Source organism: Candidatus Stoquefichus sp. SB1 (genome assembly GCF_001244545.1).
Lineage (GTDB): Bacteria > Bacillota_I > Bacilli_A > Erysipelotrichales > Coprobacillaceae > Stoquefichus.
Map to the genome: position 1 here is coordinate 452,257 of NZ_LN852693.1, position 19,967 is coordinate 472,223.

A 19,967-nucleotide genomic window follows, 5' to 3' on the forward strand; every position below is an offset into this window, starting at 1 on the left:
AATATCATTGTTATTCTGCTGCCATAACATCTAAACGTGCACGACGCTTCTTAGCATCTTTTTCACATTTATCCATTAATTCTTCAGCATGTTCTGGGTTCACTTTTGATAACATAGCAAATCTATTTTCGTTTAACAAGAATTCTTTAAACTGAGTGAAATCAGGTTCTTTAGAATCAACTTGTAATGGATTTTTACCAGCATCTTCTAAACGTGGATCATATCTGAACAGATTGAAATATCCGCATTGAACAGCACGTTTTTGTTCTTGTTGATGATTTGCTAAACCACCTTTAATACCATGTTCAATACATGGTGCATAAGCAATAATCAATGATGGTCCATCATAAGCTTCTGCTTCTTTAATAGCTTTGATTGTTTGCATTGGATTTGCTCCCATAGCAACTTGTGCTACATATACATGTCCATATGCCATAGCAATCTGAGCTAAATCTTTCTTAGATGCAGCTTTACCACCAGCTGTAAACTTAGCGATAGATCCTGCTTGAGATGATTTAGAAGATTGTCCACCTGTATTTGAATAAACTTCAGTATCAAGAACTAAAATATTAACATTTTGATCATTTGCTAAAACATGGTCAACACCACCATATCCGATGTCATATGCCCAACCATCTCCACCGATGATCCATTGTGATTTTGTGATTAATTCACCTTTCATATTTAATAATTCTTTGATACCTTCACATTTTGAAGCTTCAACCAATGATACTAATTGATCATAAAGTTTTCTTTCTTCAACGCGTTGACCCTTAACAGCTTCATATTGTGTTAAAACATCTTGAAGTTCAGCTTCACAGTCAGCTTTGTTATCTCTAATAATTTCTAAGATACGTTTAGCCATATAATTTTCAGCTAATTTCATACCATATCCATATTCAGCATTATCTTCAAATAATGAGTTTGCCCATGCAGGTCCTTGACCATTTTCATCAACTGTACATGGAGTTGATGGTGTTGAACCAGAATAGATTGAACTACATCCAGTTGCATTAGCAATTCTCATATCTTGTCCAAATAATTGAGAAACCAAACGATAGTATGGAGTTTCACCACAACCACCACAAGCTCCAGAAACTTCAAAGTATGGTCTCATAAATCCAACACCCTTAACAGTTGTTAATGGATAACGATCAGCTTTATAAGAAACTTTTGTATACATGTAATCTGCTAATGGTGCATGATCTAATTCTTCTTTGACTGGTACCATAGTTAAAGCTTTCTTTCCTGCTTTACCTGGACATTCAGTGACACAAAGACCACATCCAACACAGTTATCTGGTGAAACTTGAATACGATATACTAAACCGTCAACATTTTTACCAATTGGTTTTAAAACATCATCATGGATATCTTCTGGTAATGCGTTCATTTCTTCATCATTTAATAAGAATGCACGAATTGTTGCATGAGGACAAACCATAACACAGTTATTACATTGGATACAGTTTTCTTTTTCCCAACGAGGAACTTCTACTGCAATCGCACGTTTTTCTTTTAAAGCAACACCAGAAGGCATAGAACCATCTAACTTATCCATAAAAGCAGATACTGGTAAATCATAACCATCTAATGAATTAATTGGTGATACAAAGTTATCAAAATGATCATCACCAGTGCGTTGACGTGTTTCATTAACAGTTAAGTTAGACCATGAAGCATCTACAGGTACTTCCACAATTGCATCTTTTCCAGCATCAATTGCTTTATAGTTTAATTCAACAATTGCATCACCTTTTTTACCATAAGTTTTCTTAGCCATTGCTTTCATGTATTCAACAGATTTTTCAATAGGTAAAATTTGTGGATTTAATGCAAAGAATGCAGATTGAAGAATTGTATTTGTTCTTCTTCCCATTCCAATTTCAGCTGCAATCTTATTTGCATTGATAATATAGAATTTTGCATTTTTATCAGCCAATTGTTTTTTCAAACGATTTGGTAAATAGTCAACAATATCCTTTTCATCAAATTCAGTATTTAATAAGAATGTTCCACCTTTTTTAAGATTCTTCAACATATCAAATTTAACAACATAGTTATCTAATGAACATGAAATAAAATCAGCATTATTAACATAATATGTTGCACGAATTGGTGTGTGTCCAAATCTTAAATTAGAACGTGTAGCTCCACCTGCTTTTTTACTATCATAAGCAAAATAAGCTTGTGAATATAAATCAGTATGATCACCAATAATCTTAATTGCAGATTTATTAGCTGATACAGTTCCATCAGATCCTAAACCATAGAATAAGCATGATGTATAATCAGCATCTACAGTAAAGTCTGGATCTTCTTTTAATGATAAATGAGTGACATCATCATTAATACCAATTGTAAATGAAGTAAATGGTTTATCTTGTAATAAATGATCATAAACAGCTTTGATTTGACGTGGTGTTGTATCCTTAGATCCCATACCGTAACGTCCACCAACAACTTCAATATCTTTATCTTTTAATACAGAAACAACATCTAAGTATAATGGTTCTCCAGTTGCTCCCATTTCTTTTGTACGATCTAAAACAGCAATTTTCTTAACTGTTTCAGGTAATACATTTAATAAATATTTTGGAGAGAATGGACGATATAAATGAACTTTAACTAATCCAACTTTTTCTCCATGTTTCATCATTTCATCAATAGTTTCTTTAATTGTTTCAGTAACTGAACCCATTGCAATAATAACTCTATCTGCATCTGTTGCACCATAATATGTAAATGGAGCATATTCTCTACCAGTAATTTCAGAAACTTTCTTCATATAATCAGCAGCAATTTCAACAACAGCTTCATAATGTTTATTTTGTGCTTCTCTACCTTGGAAGTAGATATCATCATTTTCTGCTCCACCACGTTCTACAGGATTTGTATGTGGATTCAAAGCATTGTCTTTAAATTTCTTTAATGCTTCTTTATCTAACAAACTTTCAAGAACATCATAATCCATGACTTCAACTTTTTGAATTTCATGAGATGTTCTAAATCCATCAAAGAAATGAATAACAGGAACACTTGCTTTAATTGCAGTTAAATGAGCAATTCCTCCTAAATCCATAACTTCTTGAACACTATGAGAACAAATCATAGGTGCTCCAACTTGACGGCAAGCATAAACGTCTTGATGATCACCAAAGATATTTAACGCACGTGTTGCAAGTGCTCTTGCAGCCACATGGAATACACCAGGTAACAATTCACCTTGAATTTTATATAGGTTTGGAATCATCAATAACAAACCTTGTGATGCAGTAAATGTCGTTGCTAAAGCGCCACCTTGTAAGGCTCCATGAACAGCTCCAGCTGCCCCAGCTTCAGATTGCATTTCAATTACATTTACAGCAGACCCAAAAATATTCTTCATCCCTTGGGCAGCCCAAGTCTCGGCATTTTCAGCCATTGGAGAAGATGGGGTAATTGGATAGATACTTGCAACTTCACTAAAAGCATAGGCTACATGTGCTGCAGCAGTATTTCCATCCATAGATAAATACTTTTTAGACATAATTTTCTTTCCTCCTATACTCTATAGTATACTCTTCTTTACTGTAAATTTCCATATCTAATCACGATTTTCGCTTGGAAAAATATGTCGAAAAGCAAGACAGCTCAAAAGATTGAAAGGATTTATAAAAAATCCTTTCATAATGGTCTTTTTTTATGAAGAGAAAAATGTTAGAATATGAAAGAAATTATGTGAAGGAGTCAAGTCATGAAGAAAAGAAACTGTTTTATTGGACAATCTGGAGGTCCAACAGCAGCAATCAATGCTTCTTTAGCAGGGATTATTGCTGAATGTATTGAAACTCAACAATTTGAACATGTTTATGGAATGATTAATGGAATCAAAGGCTTATTAGAACATAAGTATATGGACTTATTAGAAATCTTTAATACTCAAGAAGAAATTTTGCATCTTAAGCATTCTCCTGCTATGTACTTAGGATCTTGTCGCTATAAACTACCTACATATCAAGAAGATCCTCAAACTTATGAATTTTTATTTCATACTTTTGAAGAATTAGAAATCACTGACTTTTATTATATTGGTGGAAACGATTCAATGGACACAGTTGCCAAACTTTCAGTTTATGCCAAGAGTATTCATTCATCAATTCGTTTCATCGGAATTCCCAAAACAATTGATAATGATTTAATGGGAACAGACCATACACCAGGTTTTGGTTCAGCTGCTAAATATGTTGCAACATCCATGTTAGAAATTGCATATGATAGTTCTATCTATAAATTGAATGCTGTCACAATTGTAGAAATCATGGGCAGAAATGCTGGCTGGCTAACAGCTTCAAGTGCACTTGCAAGAACGCAGTATAACGATGCCCCTGATCTTATCTATTTGCCAGAAGTTCCTTTTAATAAAGATAATTTTCTAAACGATATTCGCGAGGTCTTTAAAAAGAAACGTAGCGTCATTATTGCTGTGAGTGAAGGTATTAAAAATGAAGATGGTCAATTTCTTGACTCAGATTCAAAATATGCCAAACGTGATGCATTCGGTCATATTCTCCATTCTGGAACTGGAAAAGTTCTTGAAACAATGGTATATCAAGAATTCAAGTGTAAAGTCAGAAGCATTGAATTAAACGTACTACAACGATGTGCAATGCACATTGCTTCACAAGTTGATTTAGATGAATCATTTGAAATTGGACGTTGTGCTGTTCAAACTTCTATGGCTGATGAAACAGGAGTCATGATGGTTTTTAAACGTACTAATAATTATCCTTACACTATTGAATGCCAACATCAAGACGTTGTTGATATTGCTAATCAGGAGCAGCGTATTCCTATTGAATGGATTAACGATGCCCATAATGACATCACACAAGAACTCTATGAATATCTTTTCCCACTCATTCAAGGTGAAGTCACAATTCGTTATGAAAATGGAATTCCGCAATATGCAAATATTAATCACTTAAAACAAGACTAATAGACTGTCAAATGACAGTCTATTTATTTTACTTATCAAAAATATTTTATCAGTTAAAAGAATTTTCTATAAGAATAAACTTTAAATTATTATTAAATTGAAGCAATTACATAACATATTATTTAAAAATTGAAGTTTAAAACATCGTGTTAATGTTAAACTAAAAACTATTTTGAGATAGGTAGAATGTGTATGACATTTCAAGACAACCCGTGTTAATGTTAAACTTAAAAAGGAGATGAAATGGCATTTGTAGAAATTGGATTTCAAAACAACCCGTGTTAATGTTAAACTTTCCTTTAAAATTAAATTTTAAATTTATTTCCAAATTTCAAAACAACCCGTGTTAATGTTAAACTCTGTACCTGTTGCACTACCATTAAATGCATTAAAAATTTCAAAACAACCCGTGTTAATGTTAAACCTAGATAAAATGCACATTTTCAAAATAACAAATTTATAATTTGGTTGATAAATTCAATGTTTTTTCATTATTTTACCAAGTCACATTAATATTTACAAATGATTACAAAAAATAGAAATTATATTGATATTATCAATATTTTTTAGATTTATTTAATTTCTTGGCTGGTAAAATATATTATCTAATTGAGAAAAAAGAGTAATTAAGTTGATTAATCATTAAACTCCTTAATATCATCATAAGAGACTGTAAGCAATAATTGAGTATAAAACAACTCTATCAAAAAGATAAGTATTATTTATAACCATAGATATAACGGAATATGAATTTTTGAAAAATAGATATATTCTGATATACATCTTGAATAAATACGTTATAGAATTCCTGCATTCTAGTAAGTTCTTCAACTGAAATAGAATGTTGAGAAAATTGGGCTTTATTAGCAAGTGCAACAACTTCCTCATCTATTTCACCACCAAATCGTAAAATTCTTAACATTCTTTGATAGTAATAAATTAATTTCTGATTATTATCATATTTTCTCATTTTTAATGTAAAAAGATGTTTTGTCATGATACGATAAGTGATCATCCCCACTAATACAGCAGCTATTAACATAATTGTTTCTTGATATTCAATAAGTCCTTGATACCATGGATTCTCATCGACTACCGGTTGTGTCTGTGAAGTTTGTGGTGTTGTCGAAGGCGTTTGTGTTTGTGCTGGTGCATTTGGATTTGTTTGTTGGGTATTCGTTTCAGCTAAATCATCAAGCATTGCACCAACTTCTTCTAAAGTAGACTCACCTGCTCCTGGAGTCATTTCAAATGGAATCCAGCCTTTTTCATTTTCATAAACTTCAATCCAAGCATGTGAACGATAATTGCGAATAATCGCAGTTTCATCAGTAAAATCACTTGCTTTTAAAATATATCCACGTACATAACGTGTTGGTATGCCTAAACATCTAAGCAGTAATGCTCCAGCAGTCGCAAAATGTGTACAACTCCCCTTTTGATTTTCAAAAAGAAAATATTCTAAAAAATCTTTATCTTTGGGTAATGCTCCGGCTTTTAAATCATACTTTGTTGTTTGAAATAAGACTTTCTTTAATCGATTAATAAGATCACCATGTGACTGGATATTATCATTATATATTTGATGCTGACTCAAAAATTCATTTAAACGCTCCTTTAATGATGAAGGAACATCTAAATATTGTTGATATACATATTCTTGATAATTGACATCTAGATTTGCAGAATATTGAGCAAATGTATATTCTTGTGGATAAGCCATTAAAATATCCATTGGCTGATCAAATTTTTGATAATAGGAGTCATTTATGATTTCTCTTTCAAAATTAGGGAAATAAGGAACAAACTGATATTCTGTTTGCTTTGTTGTTTCAATTTCAACAGATTGAACTTCATATGTATGATTTGCTTTTAAATAACGACTATATTGTGTTGTTGAAGTTGATAATTCATATGAATCATCTCCAAGTTGCCATTGATTATCTTTATAGTGAGCTAATGAATATCCTCTCAAATAAGAATCAAATGGTTCCTTAGCATGAACTTTCATTGCAATTCCTCTGCTTGTTTCCACATCATTCGTTGGTAACTTTCCATCAATATAAGAACTTGTCCCTGTGACATTTTGACTATTGAATAAAGAATCTAAACTTCCACCATTTATCCAGTTTTTAACTTCCATTAATATTGAGGATGTATTCTGATTAAAAAGTGGATTTGGTTCTAAAAAGATACTTGAAAAAACCAACAATAGACTTAATGAAATAATCAATACTGATCTTAAAAGCAATTGATTATGCTGATATTGTAATAACCATGAAAAAACAAACTGATAAAGAGCAAAAAGAACAAAACAATAGCTTGTATAGCTTTCTAAAGAATGTCGAATAAAGACAGGACTAAAAAACAGAAGAATTAATAGAATCATTTTTAATAATGAATGGCGATGCTGACAAATCAGAGAAACTATCAAATAAACAATAGGTATTCCTACTATTATAACAAGAACAATAGGTAAAAGACCAACAGCTTCATTGATGCTCTCAAAAACATATTGAAAATCTAAGAAATAATCATTTCTAACAATGACTTCCAATTGATGGAAAAGTCCCTCCATTTGTATAGGAAACAATAAAAATAAAATAATAATTGCTATAATCAATACCAATAATAAACTTTTTAAAATCAATTGTTTTCTAGTATAATTCAAATATAAAAATATACCTAATAATGCTAAAAACACCAAAGCAAAAAGTGATTGAGTCGGGAAAAAAAGCGAATGAATAAATCCACCCATAACCCCTACTATACCTAAAATAATCATTAAACAATCCAAACATTTTAATATCACTTCTTGCATTTTATCTGAAAGACTTATTTTCATGACTGATACACCTCTATATTTTCTCCCTTAATCATATAAATCATCTGATTTTTAGGAATATTATCAAAACGTTCAATCGGTGTTTTCATTATTTTCTGTAATACTTCTCGTAAATGTTCAACACTTTCAATATATTCATTATGACTTAAAACATCATGACACTGTGGAACCAGAATTTCAAAAGGAATTTGCTTTCTTAATAAATCGCTACATAACGAAAAGAAAACATCAAATTGCTTATCAGAATAATCATCATTTTGATGATATAACATTGCTAAAACGATTCTTTTAACAATAGGTTGACTTCCAACTTTAACAAGAAGTTCATTTTTCTTCAAAGAAGCTTTCCAATGAATATGCCTTAATGAATCATTTTCATGATATTTACGGACTTCATAAATCTCTGAATAATCATCACCTCCGTGATGAGTTGCATAATCAATAGCATCAGGATGTTCCTGAAAAGTATCAAGAAGCTGTAAATTCGTTTTTTTATACTTAGGTAAGACATAAAGAGAAATATTTTGATGTGATACGCATCGATGAAAAAAACACTGTAAAAGATCATAACAACGAATTTGTTCAATTTGAATTGTATAGAATCCACAATGTGGCAATGTAATCACATCCATTGCAACCTCATCAAGGATTGTCACTTGTCGACGAGAAATACACTGTTCAAAAACATCAATGACTTTATATTCAATTATAATTTGTCCACAATGAATAGATAAAGAATCCCGTCTTTGAAAAGTCAAATAGATATTATCTTGTCGTTCTACAAAGTGTTTATCAGTGCTGACGAGCACGTCTGTATGCCGCATTGCTTTTAAACTCATTAACGACAAAAAGATGGTAAGAAAAACAAATAAGAAAAATAATAGAAAAGGAAAATATCCTAACATCAAATTCCATAAACCAAATAAAAATAAAGAAACAAAACATAACTTGAAAATTGTTTTCATCATAAATGGATACCTGGGGTAGGAATACGTTCTAAAATATCTGTAATTATCGCTTCAGCAGAAGTTTCTTTTATCTTGGCATCATAATTTAAGATAAGGCGATGAGCTAGGGTCATGATTGCCACAGCCTTGACATCATCAGGAATAACATAATCTCTTCCATGCATAAAAGCATTGGCTTTGGACAATTTCATTAAAGCCAGTGAACCACGTGGTGAAGCACCTTGAGCAATCAGTTCATGATGACGTGTTGCATCTATCAAAGCAGCTATATAATAATATATTTCATCACTTATAAATATTTGATCAATTTCTTTTTGAAACTTTAAAATATCCTCTGGAGACAAGATCGCTTGCACACTTTCAAGTGGATTGATTATTTGTCTTGTTTTCATAATAGCAACTTCATCATTAACAGATGGATAGCCTAAACTCAGTCTTGTCATAAAACGATCTAATTGTGAATCAGGTAATAATTGTGTTCCTGCTGAACCAAATGGATTTTGCGTTGCAATAACAAAAAATGGTTGAGGTAATTCATAGGTCGTTCCATCAACTGTCATTCTTCCTTCTTCCATTAATTCTAATAAAGCAGCTTGGGTTTTACTTGAAGTTCGATTGATTTCATCCGCCAATAACAGATGACAAAGAGCAATTCCTGGTTTATATTCAAAAATATTTTTTTGTGGATTATACATTGTAAATCCAACAATATCACTAGGCATAACATCTGTTGTCAATTGAATACGATGATAATCTAATTGAACACTTTTTGATAATGCTAAAGCCAGATTGGTCTTACCTACACCAGGAATATCTTCTAATAATACATGTCCTCTTGCTAGTAAAGTCATAACTATCTTCTCAATAACCTCATCTTTACCTATGACTGCTTTTTTTATTTCATTTATCATATTTTCTATTTCATTCATATTCATCAACTCCTATAAATTTAGTATAACTGATATTTTCAACTTTGAAAATAGTTATGTGAAAAATTATACAAATTAAAAAAGCTAGATAAATTCTAGCTTAAGATTTTCTCATTTTTATCTTTGTTACGACTTGAATCAATATATAGACACCAATGCTAAACAAAATCATAATCCCCATATTTTGTAATAAAGGTTTTATATTGACCATAGAAAAGTCAGTGAGTTTAGCAATTGCATTATTATTGGAAATAAACCAATAGGAAGGTGTCAATTTAGCTATATTTAACACAAAGGAAGATAAAAGTTCCTGTGGGACAAAAGCCCCAGCAATAAAGCTTGTTCCAAGACCAATAACAGTTGAAATACCACTAATCAATTCACGATTATGGACTAATGTCACAATCAGAAAACTCAGAACAAGAATAAACATTACAAAAACAAATGAATTGACGATCATGAGTATTCCTTGAAAACTAACCATAGTTTGACCATAAAGAATAAAACTTGCAATAACATATAGCAGCCAAACCCCAATAGTCACACAAACATTTCCTAGCAATAATTGAAAATTAAGTTGACGATAAGGTAGACTTGAAATCAGGTTACGATGATATATACCTTCTTCCTTAAAAGAAATCATAACCATGGATACAACTGCAATAATAATAGCTAATAAGGTATAATTAGAAAAATTATAAAAGTTTTTGACATTTGAAATCTGGTTATTAACAACTTCTTTTTGCATAGTCACATTCGTATGAATAGATAAATCATTTTGTACCAACTGAGTTATGTCCTGTTGAGAAATATTGGTTTTTAAATATAACTTTATCGTATTTAAATATTTATTCAGAAGTTGTTTTGAATAAATAGCACCATATGAATCAGGAACTTCCATTGTTTGTATTTTGACATCTCTATTCTTTAAAAAATCTTCTGTAAAACCTTTAGGAACAATCATAATATAATCAACTTTTCTAAAAAATAATGCATCTCTTAATTCATTATCATTGTTTTCTAATTCAATATATTGAGCATGACTTTGAATATATTGTTTAAACTGATTCATGAATTGAGAATCAGAGTCATTATTAATAAAAGCAATTTTTGCTTTTTCTGCTTGAAATGTTTGAGTATTGGAAGCACCACTTGTTGATGTTATCATAGCAATAGCAATAAATATAATGGTATATATGAAAATAATTGAAAAATATGATTTGGTTATTTTTAAATAATTTTTAAAGACTATCATATTGTTTTCTCCTTGAAATAAGTACTGAAATAAGAGTGAATAAAAGTCCAATCCCTAATAAAATAAACATATTCAAAAAGAAACGTTCATAGGTAGGATAATAGTAAAGTGCATATAGGGCATCTGTAATTAAATTAACAGGATTCATATAAGCAATAATAGGTGCATATTCTTGAACTAAATATTTTAAATCAATGACCATCATTCCTGCTAAAAATGAACAAAACATGGATACAGCTGTTAAAACATTAATCTTGATATTTTCACTACATTTTAAAACATTTCCAATCAGGTGACCTAATGTAATGCCAACATAACTGCCGATAGCCATCAATATCATAATATATCCTGTCTGTTCACCAAACTGAATGTTTAATCCAAAAACAAGATAACCTAATAAAACAAGCATTGCTAAATATTGACAGAGAAACGCTGCTAAAGTGCCTGTAAAAATTAACTTCAAATGTGAAGTTGGTGCAATATGAATACGTGTTCCTTGACGAGAAAGATTGGCTTCAAAGTGAGTAGAAACTTTTAATCCCCAAAATCCTCCATACATACATGTCATTCCTATCAATGTATAAAAATAAACAACTGTTAAATCTAATGAAGTCATATTTTGACTTTCAAAATAATTTTGATTGAAGTCTTGTTTTTGCTGCAACAATTGCATAAGTGATAATGTATCATGTTTTCCAATTGTTTCTAATGTATGAGCACTTTGTTGATAGGTATCGGCAACATTTTGAATGATAGTTTGGGCAATACCATTTTCTAAAAATGTTATTTTTATATCATCATCAAGAACAATGTATCCATCAATCTTTTGAGATTTTAATAAATCCTGTGCCTGATTTAAGGAAACATATTGGGTATCCAATAATTGATCATTATTATTTTTTGAAAGATCATTTAATAGCGATTGAAATTCTTTATTTTCTTTTTCAACAACAACAGCTAATTTTGCTGGTTCAAATCCTTCACTTGAAATTAATTGAGAAAATGCCAAATTGAAAAATGTTGCTAAAATCAAGGGAAATATAAAGGTCCAAAACATCATAAATCTATTTCTGAATAAGAGTTTAAGCTGATAAAAGAAAGTATGCATATTAGTCCCTCAATTCTTTTCCGGTTAATTCTAAAAACACATCATTCAATGTAGGTCTTTCACTAAATAAACTATGATATTGAATATGATGTTCCCTTAAAACATCTATCAACTTTCCTAAATTATTATCATTTCCCTGATATGAAATATGAATCACATTATCCTCTTTACAAACATCTAAAACATCTTTATTATTTTTTAATGCTATAAGCAATGACTCACTTTGATTATCTACAACCAGTGTAATTCTTTCACCTAAATGAATCATATTCTTTAATTCATCATTGGTTCCTTTGGCAATCACACGTCCTCTATCCATAATTACTATTTCATGACAGATTTGCTCAACTTCTTCCATATAATGCGTTGTATATACAATAGTGGCTCCCTGTTCATTTAAAGTCTTAATACCTTCTAAAATATGATTACGACTTTGCGGATCAACAGCGACTGTAGGTTCATCTAAAAAAATCAAGTTTGGTTTATGGGCAATCCCACAAGCAATGTTTAACCTTCGTAACAATCCGCCGCTTAATTGTTTAGGTCTAAATTTAACAAACTCATCTAATTCCACCAATTTGATAGCATCCTTTACATACTGCTTTCTTTTCACTTTATCTTTGATATATAATCCACAAAAATAATCAATATTTTCAATAACATTTAATTCTTCAAACACAGCAACATCTTGAAAAACAACACCTATCTGTGCTTTGATATCATAAGCACTCGGACTCATTTCTTGACCAAAAATACGAATACTTCCCTCATCAAAATATAATAAAGATAAAATTGTATTGATACATGTAGATTTGCCACTCCCATTAGGTCCTAACAATCCTAAAATCTCCCCTTTTTCAACTTTCAAATTAAAATGATCTAACGCAACAAGATCGCCATAGCGTTTTGTTAAATCACTAATTTCAATAACATAATCCATCATAATATTCTCCTTTTTTCAAAATCAATTCATTATAGACTCTCTTTTCTTTGCTATAATAAAGCTATTTTTCATTTTCTTTTTTCATATTCTTAATTTTTTTATTTATAATTTCTGCATCTTTTTCATTTTCATATATAGTTAAAAAGCAAACAATAACATAAATGACAGTTAAAGCTGCAAACTCAATAAAAAAACTCGTCCATGAAAAATATCCACGAAAGAAATGCTCCATTCCAAAAACGACAACCATCATAACTAAATAACTCACTATATAAAAATGTTCCTTTAAAAAATGATTAAACATTGAAAAATAGATACCAATAGAAACCATAAGACATGTAATAGCAATTTGAAAAATATCCATAACACTTAAACTATTGATATTATTTGTAAAACCTATAAAAGTATTGGCTAAAGTAACAAGTGTAAAAGATATACATGTTGTAACCAGAATCAATTTTAATTTTTTCATAATATTCCTCTTTCTATTCCAAAGGCCTGCTTGAATACTTTCATATAACTTCGACTAATAATTAATTTTTCATCATTAACTAATGTTGCTTCATATTTACCATTTAATAAAGCACGGACACATTTTAAACTTTCTAAATTCATTAAACATGATTTAGATATTCTTAAAAAACCATCCTCTTTCAATTGTTCTTCTAACATATAAAGTTTATATGGTGTTTCATAAACATCATTAAGGACATAAACAAATGTTTTTTCATCAATTGATTCAATATAAAGAATATCCGATAAAAACAATGAATAAATCACTTTATTTTTTTTACAAATCATTTTCTTTTGAGCATACTCTAATTGTTCAATGAGTTTTTGAACACTTTCATCATGCTTTTGACAGGTTATTAAAATGTCAATTTCATCACATGATGATTGTTCTTTGACTGTTATTTTCATTTCCTCACCTCTTTGCGCATTATATCATTTCCTATTTTAATTATCTATTACTCTTAGACCAAATGCATAAATCAATAGGTCAAAAGCAAAAAAGAAGCTACAATTGCTCATATGCTTCTTTTTTATACCCTATAATGATTTGATTATCTTCTATTAACAATGGTCGTTTAATCAACATCCCATTTGAAGCTAAAAGTTTGGCAGCTTCTTCTAATGTTAAATCATTTATTTTTTCTTTTAATCCTAACGAACGATAAACTTGACCAGCAGTATTAAAAAATGGTTTAATACCTTGTCCATAATTTTTAATCCATTGTTTTAGTTCTTCTTGTGTTGGTGTATCCAACACAATATCACGTTTTGTAAATGATAAATTTTTTTGTTCCAAATGTTTTAAAGCTTTTATACAAGTACTACATTTGGGATAATAGATAAATTGCATCTTTATTTTCTCCTATCTAACAACAATTGCAAATTTTTTATAATTGTAACTTTTTTTAAATGTTGATAAAGAAACCCATGATGATGTACGTTTGCCACCAGCGTCTGTATAACGTATTTGATTTGTTTCGCTATTATAACCACTGATTGTTAAACAATGTAAATTAGAATACATCTTTCCAAATGACCATTGTCGCCATTTTGGTGTTTTAAAATCATATGTAATATAAACCATAACGGGATTCCCTTTTCTAACTTCCTCAATAATATCATCCACACTATGTCCAGAAAAATCAACAACATTTCCATATTTTTTAGCCCAAGGCACCATTGCCGATGGGAAGATAGCTTCTAAAACATCAGGATCGTCAGGGCCATTAGGATTTCCAGCAAAACCTCGATAAGGATTAGATGTTGAACGCGGCATATCATCAATAAAAGCTCGTAAACCAATATTTTGACAATAGCCTTTATATTTCATAGCTTGATAAAGTGCAGCTGGATCACAGCCCCTACTTGCACCAACAGAATGATGAGAATAGACTTTAACATCTAAAATAACTTTCTTTTCCGTCATTTTCACATTAACTTCTAAAACATTCCCCTCTTCATCTTTATCGACAACAGTCTCAACCTTGTAACGATTAAGATCAGGTTTTTCAATCGTCTCTATCAAAACGTCTTCTTTGGTTTCATTCCCATTTTGATCTTTTGCTATGATTTGAATCGTTTGTTCCCCAATCTTTTTGGTATCATATTGTGATAAATCAAAAGATACATCAACGCTTGCTAAATCCCATACCTTAAAATAAGAACGCAATTGTTTTTCATCTAATTCTTCCTCTGATAAAACTTGAATATGCTTAGGTTTCATAATTGTTGGTTTGACTGTATCTTTGACAGACACATTCATTTCTTTTTTCTCACGACCATATTCAAATGAAATCACATATTCACCAACTGCTGGATAATCTTTATCTGATTCATTTTTTAATGTTGTATTGACAATGGTACTTTTTAAAATATCATTTTGTCTTTCTTCACTCAAATTATGAAAATCAAGAAAATTTTCTAATGCAAGCGTTGTTGTTTGACCATATTCTATCACCATTGTTGACTGTTTTAAAATTAAATATTCCTGAAAATACACATATGCACCTATTCCTAATCCAACAGCCACAAAACAACATAGAATAATCCCCAATGATGTTTTCTTTTTCATAAACTTTTCTCCTGTACTATCAGTATTATTGAATCATTGATAGACCTACTCGTTTTCTATTCATATCTAAATCATGAACATAAACTGTGACAATATCACCAACATTACAAATGTCTAATGGATGTTTGACCTTTTGATGTGACATTTTAGAGATATGTACAAGACCATCATTTTTTAATCCAATATCGACAAATGCACCAAAATCAACAACATTTCTCACTACACCCTGCAACTCCATACCAACTTTTAAATCATCTATCTTTAACACATCCTGACGTAAAATAGGAGCATTATATTCATCTCTTGGTGAACGATGTGGTGATACAAATGCATCTAATAGATCATCCAATAAATATGAGTCCATTTGTAAATCTGATTGAATTTGTTGACGATTTATATTCTGGATAGCTTCTTGAGCATGTTTTGTTCCAATATCATTTTTTGTTAAATGAAGATATTGTAATAATTTTGTCGCGTCATTGTAATTATCTGGATGAATACTCGTTTCATCAAAACGTTCATAACCAGATAAAATTCTTAAAAATCCTACTGCTAATTCAAATGTTTTATTTCCTAATTTATTAACGTTTTTAATTTGTTCTCGATTCGTAAATTTTCCATTCTCTTCTCTATATTTTACAATATTCTTAGCTAACGACATTGATAAACCAGAGACATATTGCAATAATGACACAGAAGCAGTATTAATATTAACCCCAACCTGATTAACAACTTTTTCAACAACAAAATCTAATTGATCAGTTAATTTTTTTTGATTCATATCATGTTGATACTGACCAACAGAAATGGCTTTTGGCTCTATTTTCACAAGTTCTGCTAAAGGATCCTGCAAACGTCTAGCAATAGAAACGGCAGAACGTTCTTCAACTTGATATGTTGGGAATTCTTCTTTAGCAATGGCACTTGCTGAATAAACACTTGCACCTGCTTCTGAAACAATAACATATTGAATATCTAAATGATTCTTTTTAATAAATTGTGCAATAAAACTTTCTGTTTCACGACTTGCTGTTCCATTGCCAATAGCGATAATTTCAATTTGATATTTTTGAATCATTGATAACAAGATTTTTTCATCTTTTGTATAATCATTTTTAGGCAAAGAAATATAGACTTTATCAATAGCTAAAACTTTCCCTGTTGGATCAATTGCTGCTAATTTACAGCCTGTTCTAAATGCTGGATCAACACCTAAAACATAACGATCTTTTAATGGTGCCTGCAGTAATAGATTTTCTAAATTGATAGAAAAAACTTTTAGTGCCTGTTCCTGTGCTTTTTCTGTTAATTCACTACGAATTTCTCTTTCTACTGATGGGAAAATTAATCTTTTAAATGCATCTTTTACACATTCTAAAATCAATTCTTTCATAGGCGATTCACGTCGTCTCATAACTCCATTAAAAATATATGTTTCAAATTTTTCTTCATCTATCTCAATAGAAACAGTCAGAACTTTTTCTTTTTCAGCACGATTAATAGCTAAGATTCTATGTGAGGCAATATATTGAACCTTTTCATGATAATCATAATACATTTGATAGACTTGTTCTTCATCAGGATTTTTCTTTTTTACAGCAGTTTTTAATATACCTGTTTTATAAATCATATCTTTGGTATATTTACGATATCGTGGTTCATCACTTATTTGTTCAGCAATGATATCTTTAGCTCCCTGAATTGCATCTTCAATCGTTAAAACTTCTTCAGATAAATATTTCTGTGCTTCTTTTTCAAGTACAAAGTCTCTTGAAAATTGCAAAATACTTAATGCAAGTGGCTCAAGTCCTTTTGCTTTAGCAATTGATGCTTTTGTTTTCTTTTTTTCTTTAAATGGTCGATAGTAATCTTCAACTTCACTTAATTTTTGAGCTTGTAGAATATTTTTTTTCAATTCTTCTGTTAAAAGACCTTTTTCATCAATTAAACGAATCACATCATTTTTTCTTTCTTGTAAGTTGACTTGATATTCATAAACTTTAGAAATCTCTCTAATCTGATCTTCGTTTAATCCCCCTGTTCTTTCTTTACGATAACGTGCAATAAATGGAACAGTTGCTCCTTCTTCTAACATATTAAGAACATTTTCAATTTGATTTTGACTAATTGACAATTCTGTTGTCATTGTTTTAATAATTTCTATATTCATCTTATCCTCCAAAATAAAAAAACATTGTATAACAATGTTGCATTTACTGGTGCAGCTGATGAGACTCGAACTCACATGGATATTATCCACTACCGCCTGAAGATAGCGTGTCTACCAGTTCCACCACAGCTGCATATTTCATTAAATGGTGCGGACGATGAGATTTGAACTCACACAGATTTACATCTACTACCCCCTCAAGATAGCGTGTCTACCATTCCACCACGTCCGCAGATTGCTTATACATTATAGCATAAATAATATCTATTAAGCAATAAGAAATAGGGCTATAACCCTATTTCTTAATTAATTCATATATTGCTTTTGCATATATTGCTGTTGCTTTGACTAAATCATCAATAGCGATTTCTTCATTATTTTGATGTATTTTATTATCAGTTCCTGGAAATTGAACACCAAACGCAACACAATTAGGCATAGATTTAGCATAAGTTCCACCACCAATGGCCTGTGGTTGATGTTCGTGGTCACCTGTAAATTCTACATAAGCATTATGCAATGACTGAACAAAATCACTCTGAGGATCAATATATAAAGCCTTACCTAACTCATGTGTTTCCACTAAACCATATTCTTTAAGATGTTTTCCAATAGACTCGCTCAATTGTTCATCTTTAACTTCATGAGGAACACGCATGTCTACAATCATATTGACATGACCATCTTTATAATTTAAAACGCCTAAATTAACAGTTAAATCACCCATCATTCCATGATATGCAATATCAAGTTTTTCACCATAGTGATCTTGATAAAAATGCTGATCAATAAAATGTACCAACTGATTTTGTGAAATACTTGCTAAATAATGACACATATACGTAGCTGCATTAATTCCTTGTTCTGGTGTAGAAGCATGTGCAGAACGACCAATTAAAACGAGTTTTGTATGATTCCCTTCTTCTTCCAAAGAACCTTTTAATCCATGTTTACTTAAATATTGCATATACGAATCTTTATATTGTTTATAATTTCCTACAATATAAACTTCACAAACTTCAGGAACAATATTAGCTCTTGTACCCGCATATATACCAATAATATTATCCTTTTCGATATGTCCAGTTATTTCAAAATTTACTCCTGCCTTTTCACCATAAACAACTGGAAATTCAGCATCTGGTGTAAATCCCATTGCAGGATATGGTTTTTTAGTAAAATAATACTTCATGCATTTAGAGCCATTTTCTTCATTGCATCCAAAAATAATACGCATCTTCATTTTTACAGGCAAATCTAATTCATGAATAATTTTAGCAGCATAATAACCTGCAATTAATGGTCCTTTATCGTCTGCAACGCCTCTTCCATAAAGTTTATCATCTTTAATCACCATTTGATAAGGATCAGTATTCCACCCCTCTTTATTGCAAGGAACTACATCTAAATGACCTAAAATACCAAAAGCCTCTGTTTCTTCACCAATATCAATATGTCCAGCATATCCATCAACATTTTCACAAATAAAACCATCTCTTTTCCCAATTGCTAACATTTCTTCTAAAGCAATTCGACACTGTTCCCCAAATGGTTGTCCATCATTTGCTGTTGACTCATCTAAAACAGATGGGATACGACATAGTCTATCAATATCATTAATCATATCTTGTTTTCTTTTATTGACTTCTTCTAAAAAATCGATCATAAAATCACCTCATTGGTTATTATATCAAACATTTCAATAAAACGATACTTTTTTATCAAAAAGTGTTATGATTATGTTAAATGGAGGATTTGAATCTATGGAAAATATCACATTTCACATTACTGTGAAGGCAATTGTCATTTATCGTCATAAAATATTGATTTTAAAAAGAATACGTCCCTCAAGTGATGGTCTAGGCTTTTGGGAACTACCTGGTGGTGGACTAGAATATGGTGAAACACCTCATGAAGCGTTAATAAGAGAATTAAAGGAAGAAACAAATTTAGATATCAAAATCATCAAGCCAGTCTATACATTTACAGCAATTCGCCCAGATTATCAAACTGTAGGAATTGGTTTTTTAACAATTCCCACAAATGATCATGTCATTATTTCACATGAACACACTGATTTTAAATTTGTGGAAATCGATGATTTAAGAAATTATTTAGATGAAAAAATTTATAATGATATCATTTTTACACTGAAAGAATATGAAAATATGAATTTGGAGGAATAGT

General features: G+C 30.6%; 15 protein-coding genes and 2 tRNA genes. 2 read left to right on the forward strand and 15 right to left on the reverse strand.

Annotated elements, in window-relative coordinates:
- Positions 1 to 10 precede the first annotated feature (10 nt).
- Positions 11 to 3,529 (reverse strand): pyruvate:ferredoxin (flavodoxin) oxidoreductase, encoded by a 3,519-nt coding sequence (gene nifJ, locus BN1865_RS03370; protein WP_050635851.1) that lies wholly within the window; start codon positions 3,527 to 3,529, stop codon positions 11 to 13.
- A 207-nt stretch (positions 3,530 to 3,736) separates the two neighbouring features.
- On the opposite strand from nifJ, the gene BN1865_RS03375 reads away from it, so the two are divergent.
- Complete coding sequence (locus BN1865_RS03375) at positions 3,737 to 4,978, forward strand: 6-phosphofructokinase (RefSeq protein ID WP_050635852.1); 1,242 nt, start codon at positions 3,737 to 3,739, stop codon at positions 4,976 to 4,978.
- A gap of 718 nt (positions 4,979 to 5,696) precedes the next feature.
- On the opposite strand, the gene BN1865_RS03380 is transcribed toward BN1865_RS03375, so the two are convergent.
- From BN1865_RS03380 to pepV, 14 genes are all read right to left on the reverse strand, one after another.
- Complete coding sequence (locus BN1865_RS03380; RefSeq protein ID WP_050635853.1) at positions 5,697 to 7,823, reverse strand: transglutaminase-like domain-containing protein; 2,127 nt, start codon at positions 7,821 to 7,823, stop codon at positions 5,697 to 5,699.
- Positions 7,820 to 8,791, reverse strand: coding sequence for a DUF58 domain-containing protein (locus BN1865_RS03385; protein WP_050635854.1), 972 nt, complete (start codon positions 8,789 to 8,791; stop codon positions 7,820 to 7,822). The genes BN1865_RS03380 and BN1865_RS03385 overlap by 4 nt, the downstream gene beginning before the upstream one ends.
- Entirely contained in the window at positions 8,788 to 9,720 is a 933-nt protein-coding gene (locus BN1865_RS03390; RefSeq protein ID WP_050635855.1) for an AAA family ATPase, read from the reverse strand. Before BN1865_RS03390 ends, BN1865_RS03385 begins: the two co-directional genes overlap by 4 nt.
- 100 nt (positions 9,721 to 9,820) lie before the next feature.
- Positions 9,821 to 10,975 (reverse strand): ABC transporter permease, encoded by a 1,155-nt coding sequence (locus tag BN1865_RS03395; RefSeq protein WP_050635856.1) that lies wholly within the window; start codon positions 10,973 to 10,975, stop codon positions 9,821 to 9,823.
- A complete protein-coding gene (locus tag BN1865_RS03400) occupies positions 10,962 to 11,984 on the reverse strand; it encodes an ABC transporter permease (protein ID WP_232780307.1) in 1,023 nt (340 codons plus the stop codon). The genes BN1865_RS03395 and BN1865_RS03400 overlap by 14 nt, the downstream gene beginning before the upstream one ends.
- 100 nt (positions 11,985 to 12,084) lie before the next feature.
- Positions 12,085 to 13,023: an ABC transporter ATP-binding protein gene (locus BN1865_RS03405; protein ID WP_050635858.1), complete on the reverse strand. Its 939-nt coding sequence runs from the start codon at positions 13,021 to 13,023 to the stop codon at positions 12,085 to 12,087.
- A gap of 64 nt (positions 13,024 to 13,087) precedes the next feature.
- The gene (locus BN1865_RS03410) at positions 13,088 to 13,498 is read right to left on the reverse strand and encodes a hypothetical protein (RefSeq protein WP_050635859.1); all 411 of its coding nucleotides are present in this window, start codon (positions 13,496 to 13,498) and stop codon (positions 13,088 to 13,090) included.
- Positions 13,495 to 13,947 carry a LytTR family DNA-binding domain-containing protein gene (locus tag BN1865_RS03415; protein ID WP_050635860.1) on the reverse strand — a complete coding sequence of 151 codons (453 nt, stop codon included), beginning with the start codon at positions 13,945 to 13,947 and terminating at the stop codon, positions 13,495 to 13,497. Before BN1865_RS03415 ends, BN1865_RS03410 begins: the two co-directional genes overlap by 4 nt.
- 97 nt (positions 13,948 to 14,044) lie before the next feature.
- Positions 14,045 to 14,389, reverse strand: coding sequence for an arsenate reductase family protein (locus BN1865_RS03420; RefSeq protein ID WP_050635861.1), 345 nt, complete (start codon positions 14,387 to 14,389; stop codon positions 14,045 to 14,047).
- Positions 14,390 to 14,401: 12 nt separating this feature from the next.
- Positions 14,402 to 15,610 (reverse strand): C39 family peptidase, encoded by a 1,209-nt coding sequence (locus BN1865_RS03425; protein WP_050635862.1) that lies wholly within the window; start codon positions 15,608 to 15,610, stop codon positions 14,402 to 14,404.
- A 25-nt stretch (positions 15,611 to 15,635) separates the two neighbouring features.
- Entirely contained in the window at positions 15,636 to 17,780 is a 2,145-nt protein-coding gene (locus BN1865_RS03430; protein WP_050635863.1) for a Tex family protein, read from the reverse strand.
- A gap of 47 nt (positions 17,781 to 17,827) precedes the next feature.
- Positions 17,828 to 17,913 (reverse strand) — tRNA-Leu (locus tag BN1865_RS03435).
- A 13-nt stretch (positions 17,914 to 17,926) separates the two neighbouring features.
- Positions 17,927 to 18,012 (reverse strand) — tRNA-Leu (locus BN1865_RS03440).
- Between the two features lie 63 nt (positions 18,013 to 18,075).
- Entirely contained in the window at positions 18,076 to 19,446 is a 1,371-nt protein-coding gene (gene pepV / locus BN1865_RS03445) for a dipeptidase PepV (RefSeq protein WP_050635864.1), read from the reverse strand.
- Between the two features lie 97 nt (positions 19,447 to 19,543).
- Here pepV and BN1865_RS03450 point away from each other — a divergent pair, with 97 nt between their 5' ends.
- On the forward strand, positions 19,544 to 19,966 hold the full coding sequence (locus BN1865_RS03450; protein ID WP_050635865.1) for an NUDIX hydrolase: 423 nt from the start codon (positions 19,544 to 19,546) through the stop codon (positions 19,964 to 19,966).
- Position 19,967: the final 1 nt, after the last annotated feature.

Coding starts and splice junctions, on each gene's coding strand:
- BN1865_RS03385 (WP_050635854.1), bottom strand. CDS start 8,791: ATGATGAAAACAATTTTCAAGTTATGTTTTGTTTCTTTATTTTTATTT.
- BN1865_RS03420 (WP_050635861.1), bottom strand. CDS start 14,389: ATGCAATTTATCTATTATCCCAAATGTAGTACTTGTATAAAAGCTTTA.
- BN1865_RS03415 (WP_050635860.1), bottom strand. CDS start 13,947: ATGAAAATAACAGTCAAAGAACAATCATCATGTGATGAAATTGACATT.
- nifJ (WP_050635851.1), bottom strand. CDS start 3,529: ATGTCTAAAAAGTATTTATCTATGGATGGAAATACTGCTGCAGCACAT.
- pepV (WP_050635864.1), bottom strand. CDS start 19,446: ATGATCGATTTTTTAGAAGAAGTCAATAAAAGAAAACAAGATATGATT.
- BN1865_RS03410 (WP_050635859.1), bottom strand. CDS start 13,498: ATGAAAAAATTAAAATTGATTCTGGTTACAACATGTATATCTTTTACA.
- BN1865_RS03405 (WP_050635858.1), bottom strand. CDS start 13,023: ATGGATTATGTTATTGAAATTAGTGATTTAACAAAACGCTATGGCGAT.
- BN1865_RS03390 (WP_050635855.1), bottom strand. CDS start 9,720: ATGAATGAAATAGAAAATATGATAAATGAAATAAAAAAAGCAGTCATA.
- BN1865_RS03425 (WP_050635862.1), bottom strand. CDS start 15,610: ATGAAAAAGAAAACATCATTGGGGATTATTCTATGTTGTTTTGTGGCT.
- BN1865_RS03430 (WP_050635863.1), bottom strand. CDS start 17,780: ATGAATATAGAAATTATTAAAACAATGACAACAGAATTGTCAATTAGT.
- BN1865_RS03395 (WP_050635856.1), bottom strand. CDS start 10,975: ATGATAGTCTTTAAAAATTATTTAAAAATAACCAAATCATATTTTTCA.
- BN1865_RS03380 (WP_050635853.1), bottom strand. CDS start 7,823: ATGAAAATAAGTCTTTCAGATAAAATGCAAGAAGTGATATTAAAATGT.
- BN1865_RS03375 (WP_050635852.1), top strand. CDS start 3,737: ATGAAGAAAAGAAACTGTTTTATTGGACAATCTGGAGGTCCAACAGCA.
- BN1865_RS03450 (WP_050635865.1), top strand. CDS start 19,544: ATGGAAAATATCACATTTCACATTACTGTGAAGGCAATTGTCATTTAT.